At 59.3% G+C, this 7,780-nt stretch carries 8 protein-coding genes and 1 pseudogene; 3 read left to right on the top strand and 6 right to left on the bottom strand.

The annotated features are described in order from the left end of the window. Nucleotides 1-168 precede the first annotated feature (168 nt). From YY7_RS56010 to YY7_RS57375, 5 genes are all read right to left on the bottom strand, one after another. A complete protein-coding gene (locus YY7_RS56010) occupies nt 169-564 on the bottom strand; it encodes a hypothetical protein (protein WP_051397327.1) in 396 nt (131 codons plus the stop codon). Nucleotides 565-831: 267 nt separating this feature from the next. Then, nucleotides 832-1,998 (bottom strand): molybdenum ABC transporter ATP-binding protein, encoded by a 1,167-nt coding sequence (gene modC / locus YY7_RS56005; RefSeq protein ID WP_063623463.1) that lies wholly within the window; start codon nt 1,996-1,998, stop codon nt 832-834. Then, nucleotides 1,995-2,681, bottom strand: a complete 687-nt coding sequence (gene modB, locus YY7_RS0148715; protein WP_028169067.1) for a molybdate ABC transporter permease subunit — start codon at nt 2,679-2,681, stop codon at nt 1,995-1,997. The genes modC and modB overlap by 4 nt, the downstream gene beginning before the upstream one ends. Before the next feature lie 9 nt (nt 2,682-2,690). Next, a complete protein-coding gene (locus tag YY7_RS57380; RefSeq protein ID WP_051397370.1) occupies nt 2,691-3,059 on the bottom strand; it encodes a hypothetical protein in 369 nt (122 codons plus the stop codon). A gap of 65 nt (nt 3,060-3,124) precedes the next feature. After that, a complete protein-coding gene (locus YY7_RS57375; RefSeq protein ID WP_155255677.1) occupies nt 3,125-3,418 on the bottom strand; it encodes a hypothetical protein in 294 nt (97 codons plus the stop codon). A gap of 754 nt (nt 3,419-4,172) precedes the next feature. Here YY7_RS57375 and YY7_RS61610 point away from each other — a divergent pair. Beyond that, complete coding sequence (locus tag YY7_RS61610) at nt 4,173-4,331, top strand: hypothetical protein (protein WP_155255676.1); 159 nt, start codon at nt 4,173-4,175, stop codon at nt 4,329-4,331. A gap of 605 nt (nt 4,332-4,936) precedes the next feature. Next, the gene (gene dctA / locus YY7_RS0148705; RefSeq protein WP_028169276.1) at nt 4,937-6,265 is read left to right on the top strand and encodes a C4-dicarboxylate transporter DctA; all 1,329 of its coding nucleotides are present in this window, start codon (nt 4,937-4,939) and stop codon (nt 6,263-6,265) included. Between the two features lie 158 nt (nt 6,266-6,423). Here the strand turns inward: dctA and hisC are convergent. After that, nucleotides 6,424-7,540, bottom strand: a pseudogene (gene hisC, locus YY7_RS55995) (histidinol-phosphate transaminase). A gap of 108 nt (nt 7,541-7,648) precedes the next feature. Between hisC and YY7_RS65420 the strand changes: the two are divergent. Then, nucleotides 7,649-7,780 (top strand): transposase (locus YY7_RS65420; protein ID WP_210164762.1); only part of this gene is annotated, 132 nt, incomplete at its 3' end.

Raw genomic sequence — 7,780 nt, 5'->3', positions numbered from 1 at the left:
CGGCGGCAAGCCAGCTTGGTAACGGAGGCCTTCCGGAGCGGCTTGACCACGAAAGAGAGCGCGTGTCCCCCCACGAGAGCGGGAAGGTGAGGGGTGCTTCCGGCCCAGGGAGATGCGAGGATCCCGCGACCAGCTTCGGCTGCGTCAATTCACAGGCGCCGAGCGCTTTCACAGCGTGCTCAGTGGCTGCGCTATAACGCGCAGCAGCCGGATTATGGATCGAGGTTTTGCGAAAGCCTCGTTCACGAACTTCGGAGTTGAACTGCACAGCACGAGATTATAGGTCGCATAGGTGAACCGGCTTTCCTGAACGCAAGACCGTTCTCGACCAGATTGCTCGGGCGGCCTCGTCGGGCGGAGAAATAGCTCAAAGGGCGCCCGTTGCGTCACCTGGCTGTAAGCTGTCCGCTCGCGCCAAAGCTTGGCCTCGCCCGGTCTTCGGCTTAAACGGCGCTGCAGCTCCTTGGCCGGCGCGGTGAAGTTCGCGGCGACCGCCGCGTCGACCTCCGCCGCTCCTGCATTTCCGACCACAAACAGGGTCAGAACTGAATTGATGAGGATCAATCGGCAAGCCTCATCGGGAAATCCGGACGCCACTGGGAACGCGTTAGCCGCGGCGGCTCTTGCTTCTCATCCCAGCAATTGGCGTGCGGTTCGAGAAACATGGCGCGGGCCTTTGCTTGACACGCACATAGTTGCCAGCGTGCCCCGTCCAATGGCTCGGCCGCCTCGTCCGGCTTGCGATATCGGCCTCTTCAACTCCGCCTGCGTGGCACAATGAAATGTAGCCTCAAGATGATGCCGCTCGCCTCTCGAGCGAGCTTGCTCGTTTCACGCCGCGGCGCTTGCCTGCCCAGGATCTGCTGCTGGCCTGGAGGTCGTCACGATTTGCAATGGCGGTTCAGAGGCCGAGAGCAGCGAGACGTGCTTGAGCTGCGCGAATACGTCCATCCCATCCTTTAGCCCAAGGGAATCAAAGGAGAAACGCGTGATGCGGGCCAAAATCTCCGTGCCCGAGCCTCCGGTGCCGAGCGCAAGAACCAGCGTGATCTCAGCCGCGCCGAGCGGCAAACAGGCTCTGATGCGCGCCGGAAAGACATTAATCATGGAGCCTGCGCGTGGCGCCTCGCGCGCCACGCTGACGTCGCTCGCTCCAATGCGCAGCCGTTGGTGCACGCCGGGTGCAAACGGCGGCGCCGGCACCAACAGCCGCGCCCCTTTGAGGCGGAGAATGAGTAGCCCATAGCGCCCATCATAGCCGCTGACAACGGCATCAAGGCTGACGGCGGCTTCGCGGCTTGCCGCTAGCGGCAGTGCGGGATCTCTCTGTAAGACTTGCAGCGGTCCGGCCGCGGTCACTACGCCGCGCTCCATCATGACGAGATAATCGGCAAAATGTTCGATCTCCGCCATGTCATGGCCGATGTAGATCATCGGCAGCGCGAGCTTCTCGGGCAGGCGCTCGATGAACGGCAGAATCTCACGTCTGGCGCAGCGGTCGAGCGCGCCAAGCGGCTCGTCCATCACAAGCAGTCTGGGCTGAGACAACAGCGCGCGACCCATGGCGACGCGCTGCCGCTCGCCGCCGGACAGATGTGAGGGAGAGCGGTCGAGCAACGGAGCTATCTCGAGCAGTTCGACCACCTCATCAAACGCGATCGGCGTTGGCTTCGGTTTGGGCGCACCGTAAAGCAAGTTGCGCCTGACCGACAAATGAGGAAAAAGACTCGGCTCCTGAAACACATAGCCGATGGGACGCAGATGGGGTGGGCGAAAGGTCGTCCTATCCTGCCACACCTCGCCGTCGATGGCGCAAAAACCATTTGGCAAAGGCTCTAGGCCGGCGATGCAGCGCGCCAGCGTGGTCTTGCCGCAGCCTGGTGGGCCGAAAATCGCCGTCACGCCTTTGGCGGGTACGCTGAATTGCGTATCGCGCGAGAAGCCGGCGATACTGCCGCTGAAGGCAACGTCAATCCGGCCTGGCGTGGCTATCCTCACCTGCTCCTCCTTCCGCTGTATTTGTCGATCAAGGTTAAGGTGAGGATTACCGCAAAGGCGAACATCACCATGGCCCCGGCAAGCCAGCTTGCTTCGCGCCAGCGCGATGCTTGGACATAGTCGAAGAGATAGGCCGACAGCACCTTGGTGCGCCCAGGAATGTTGCCGCCGATCATAAGCACGATGCCGAACGTGCCTATCGCATGCGCAAAGCCAAGCATGGCGCCTGTCAGAACACCCGTTCGCGCCACAGGCAAGGCGACCGTGAAGAAGGCATATAACGGTGAGGCGCGCAGAGTGGCAGCGACTTCCAGCGGGCGGTCACCCATCGCAGCGAAGGCGTTGCGGATGGGCTGCACCATCAAAGGCAGCGCTGACAAAACCGATCCGACCACGAGCCCCGTAAAGGTGAAGGCGAGCGTGGCCCCGCCCCAGAGAGAGGCGAGAAGGCCACCCGGGCCGTTCGGGCCGAGCAGGGCCAGCAGATAGAAACCGATTACTGTTGGCGGCAGCACCAGCGGCAGCGCGATGATCGTGGCGACCGCCTCAGCCCAAAGGCTCTTCGAGCGCGCTATCCACCACGCGAGCGGCGTGCCAAGGACCAGCAGGATCACGGTCGTCAGGCTCGCGAGCTCGACCGTGAGCTCGAGCGATTCCCAGATCTCTGGCGAAAAGCCATCCATGCGTCAACTCTAGCTTTGCACGTAGCCACCCCGCGCGATAATCGCGTGGAGTTTTTGCCATTTGAGAAAGTCGACGAAGGCGGCCGACAGTTTATTGTAGGTGCCAGTCTCCAACAGCACGGCGTCTTGCCCATAAGACTCCTGCGCCACCAGCCAGCGGCAACGGATTTTGCTGTTTGTAAGCTCGGGCGGCGCGACAAATCCGAGTTCGGCATTGCCGGTCTCGGGTTGATAGGCGTGTGTGATGCTGGCGCCACCGGCCTTATTTGGCTGAATCGCCGCACTGACACCTAGCACTTTCGTTACCTGCACCGCCGTTGCGCCATCATAAGGTGCGGCGGCCGGATCGCAGATCGATGATTTTGCGACAGACATCATCTGAAGCCTCTACGCGCGATTGGCGAACTTCACATTCGAACGCCACAGCACGAACTTGCCGCTCTTTAGTCGTGAAGCTGCTTGCGATACCCGGAGAGGCTTCTCCATCGACTTACTTGGGCGGAACTGGTCGGCCGACAGAAGGATACAAAATGCGCGGGTTGGATGATCCGGCTGCAAAAATGTCCGTTCGCGCGAGAGCTCAACCCGGCCTCGAGCCGGATCGTCTGAATGAGCGGTGCTGCAATCTCGTTGCCCGGCAGACGGAAGTTTGCGGCAATAGTGGGACTGATGTTGACCGCTGCTGCTATTCCGAGCAGGAGCAGGATCAGGATTAAGGTTGCATTGATCAGGATCAATCGGGCAAGCCTCATTGGGAGTTCTTTCGGAGCGGGGCGGCTGCGACCACTTTGGCCGCGGCGGCTTCTGCTCCTCATCCCAGCAATCGGCGTGCCGCTCGCGGAATATGATGCGCGCCTTGCGCCATAGCAGCCAAACACGCTTAAGCGCCAGCGTGGCTGTTGAATTGCGGCGGAATGGCCTCAGCGCCGTGTCAGCTTCCGACTTCGGCGTCTTCAACCGAACATCTCTAGCCTCTTGAACGAAAAACTTCTGGCATTACTCTGCCCAAAGTTGGCTCCGCCGCGCCGTGATGTCCGATTTTGGATCTTTGAACGGCTCGACTCCGATCTCCGGACCGGCTGACCCGACGTGGCCGCCTGGGGTGTCGGAATACGATAAGTTCTGCCTTCACGTCTGCCACTACGAAGCGTCCGTTCGACGAGAACTCTGGGGCAGACGTCTCGTCCAGGCGCGGCGCGAGCTCGGCGTAGATGGCCCGGTGAAGGAGCATCGAGGCTGTCGTTTTTAACTGTGCGAAACTACGACGCGAGGCTCGATAACGCCCGAGGGCAGCTTGCATCAAGATCTTAGGCGCATGTCTCCAAACGTCGATAATGTGGATGCGTACCATCCAAAAAATCAATTTTACCAATGTCGCGGAATGTTGCATTGACAGCACCTGACGCCCGACGAATCACGTCACTGCTTCTGTCGCGCGGCGCGGCTGAAAGGCAGTGCGTTCGCGTCGAAGCGCCTAATGGAAGCAGCAGCATGGCAGATCAATTCGCGAAGGAAATTGTTGCACGAACAAGGAAAACGCTGTCGGCGGCCGCGAGACATCGACCACCAGGAACTGACCTGGTGTGGCATCCAGTCACTGGAGTTGCGGACATCATCTGCGTGGCGCAGTCCTACGCGATCGACGATTGAGATGAACACGGATGACGCCTGATCGAATCTCAAGTCTATCGGCGACGCACCTGTCCGCGGCGTGGTCGCTGAGAAGGCCTGAACGGGGAGGCGCGTCGTCGTTTCCGGAATGGGCGGGACCGGCGGCGCTTCCATTTATAGGGAGATGCGAAGGCCGCTCCGCCAGTGACCCGATTGCAACTCTGAGCTCAGGATAAGGGCCAAGCTCAAAACGCTGCCCGAGCATTAAATCGCCCGCAAGCAGCTGGTCGATCTCGAGGCCGCGCCCAATCTGGCGCGCGCGAGCGCAAGGTGCGCGTGGCGCTGAACAACGCCTCTGCCTTCGGCGGAGCAAACGCGTTTCTGGCATTCAACCAAATACATTTAGGAGAAAGTCTGTCCACAGTCTCGCCGGTTGAACGGCAGCATGGCTTCGGCGCGTGGTGCGCGTCTTGCTTAACGAGAGAAAAACACACGTAACTGCCAGCAAATCGCGCTGCCGGCTGTCGGAGTTCCGACATCGCCGTCTTCAATTGCGCACGGCTGGCATGACAAGGCTCGTCTGATGCCGTCGCCTCTCAACGCGCGGTGGCTCGGTGTTCGAGTTCATATTGGGAAGTAGCGTCATGACCACCATCGCAACTGCCGCACCCGCGCCGGTGTCGAGAACTTGGTACAAAATCCTCTACGTTCAGGTGCTGATCGCGATCCTGATTGGCGTCGTCGTCGGTTGGCTGTGGCCGTCGCTCGCGACCAGCGATTGGGTCAAGGCGCTTGGTGACGGGTTCATCAAGCTGATCAAGTTGGTCATCGCGCCCATCATCTTCTGCACCGTGGTCTCGGGCATTGCGCACATCCAGCATGCGAAAAAGGTCGGCTGGGTCGGCCTCAAGGCGCTGGTCTATTTCGAGATCGTCTCCACTTTTGCCTTGTTGCTCGGCCTTCTGATGGGCAATCTTTTCCAGATCGGCCACGGCCTTGCGGCCAAGCCCGATGCCGCAGCCGTCGCCAACTACGTGGAGCAGGCGGAAGCTTCGAAAACCGTCGATTTCATCCTCAATATCATTCCCGACAGCGTGGTCGGCGCGCTGGCGCGCGGCGACATCCTGCAGGTACTCTTATTTGCCATCCTGTTCGGCTTCTCGCTGATGGCGCTGGGTGAGCGCGGCGAGAAGTTGCGCGGCATGATCGACGACACGGCGCACGCGGTGTTCGGCGTCATCGCTATTGTCATGAAGGCCGCGCCGATCGGCGCGTTCGGCGCCATGGCCTTCACGATCGGCAAGCTCGGACCCTCGGCGCTCGGCAATCTAATCGGCCTAATCGCACTGTTCTACGCCACGGCCGCGCTGTTCGTGGTGGTCGTGCTCGGTCTGATCGCGCGCTCCGTTGGCTTTTCGATCTTCAAGTTTATCGCTTATATCAAAGACGAGCTCTTGCTCGTGCTCGGCACCTCGTCCTCGGAAAGCGCGCTGCCGCAGTTGATGAAGAAGCTTGAGCGGCTCGGCTGCTCCAAGCCCGTGGTCGGGCTCGTGGTGCCGACCGGCTACTCGTTCAACCTCGATGGCACCAACGTCTACATGAGCTTGGCAACGTTATTTATCGCGCAGGCGCTCGGGGTCGATCTTACCTTCGGCCAACAGCTCACGATCCTGATCGTGGCGATGATGACCTCGAAAGGCGCAAGCGGTATCACCGGGGCCGGCTTCATCACGCTCGCGGCGACGCTATCAGCGGTTAATCCGGCGCTAGTGCCTGGCATGGCAATCGTGTTCTCGATCGATAAATTCATGAGCGAGGTGCGCGCCCTTACCAATATCACGGGCAACGGTCTTGCCGCGGTGTTCGTGTCCTGGTGGGAAGGCGAGCTCGATCAAGCCACGCTCCATGCGCGGCTCAACCAGGAAAGCGATCGTTGTCCCTTGTTAACTGCAGTAGGTGCGCGATACCGCTGATCACGAGGCGGTTGTCCCTCGAAAACGGGGCCGTGGCAGTTAAGGGATCGATCCGTCGTCGATTTTCGTCCATCAGTCACAACAGATCTCGGTTATGCCACCCACCGCTCTCATCCCTCGGTGGTGCTATCGCATACGTGACGCGGCACCAGACATTACTACTGCGCGGCGGGCGATATACCCATTTTCGAGCGGCCAGAAATGTCACTGATTGCTGCGAGAATCGCGTCCATTTGCGTTTTTGTGCCGATGCTAACGCGGATACAGTCTTCAAGACCTTCATCAGGGAAAAAGGCAACGAGTATCTTTTGCCTTTCCAAAGCCAGCTGCCACCATCTGCCGTCGTGTCCCGCGGGCACACGGACTAGCAAGAAATTTGCGTCGGAGGGCGTTGCAGACAATCCAAGTTGTGACAGTGCGCTCGCCACTCGTTCTCTTTCCTGCGTGATGTGCCTATGGTTATCTTCGTAGATGGCGCGGTGCGCAAGAACGCTGATGCCCACCGCGTGACCGATCACATTCATGTTGAAGACGTTCTGGATGTTACGAAGCCTTCCGATAAGCTCTGGGTGGCCTAGTCCGAAGCCGACGCGAATGCCAGCGGCGGCGTAGCTCTTCGAAAATGTTCTTAAGATCAGAAGAGTCGGATAGCGGCTTAGGAGGCGTAGGCCATTATCAGGCGCAAAATCGACATACGCCTCGTCCAACACGACTAGACGGTCCGATTCTGCCACAAGGCGTTCGATGTCAGCGATCGGAATGAACGTTCCGGTTGGATTATTCGGATTAGCTACCAGAACGAACTTCGCGGCTTTTTCGCAACCCAACAACAATTGCTCTATAGGCAAGGACTGAGGTTCGTCACATCTGACTTCGAGAAGTTGAGCCCCTTGCAACATAGCAAGTTTGCGATTGAATGAAAAACCTGGAGACAGCATTGCCACGCTCTCGCCCGGGGGCAAGAAAGGCTCTGTAGATCAGCCCCAGAATCTCAGATGATCCATTGCCGGCAATCACATGATCCGTCGCTACGCCGTACGCATTGGCAGCTGCTTCCCGCAAGCTGAGGTTGTCATCTTCGGGATAAAGATACTGCCGCTCAAGGGCGGTAATTGCACTTTGCCATACGATCGTTGGCAGTGGAAATGGGTTCTCATTGGTATCTAGCTTCACGTAAGTTGCATCCGGCGCAGTCCGGCCGGCCGGCGGAGCATTCAACTGTCTCGCTGTCTGCGAAAGAGAAGACAGCACATTCTGCAATTTTGCATCCGACATCGTGTTCTTCCTTTGATTCGCCGGGGACAATCGCGGTTTGAAATGGACCCCGATTGTGGGACCACGTGCTTAGTTGGAAGGGGCTGCTCCGTTTGATAGACGGAGCGCATGATGACGACAAAGACGAGACGCAAGATCGACGCGGCACTGAAGGCAAAGATCGCGCTGGAAGCGGTGCGGGAACAGGCGACGGTGGCCGATCTGGCCCAGCGCTATGAGGTTCACCCGAACCAGATCTAT

The organism is Bradyrhizobium elkanii WSM2783 (assembly GCF_000472865.1).
Lineage (GTDB): Bacteria > Pseudomonadota > Alphaproteobacteria > Rhizobiales > Xanthobacteraceae > Bradyrhizobium > Bradyrhizobium elkanii_A.
This window is presented reverse-complemented; position numbering and strand designations above follow the sequence as displayed.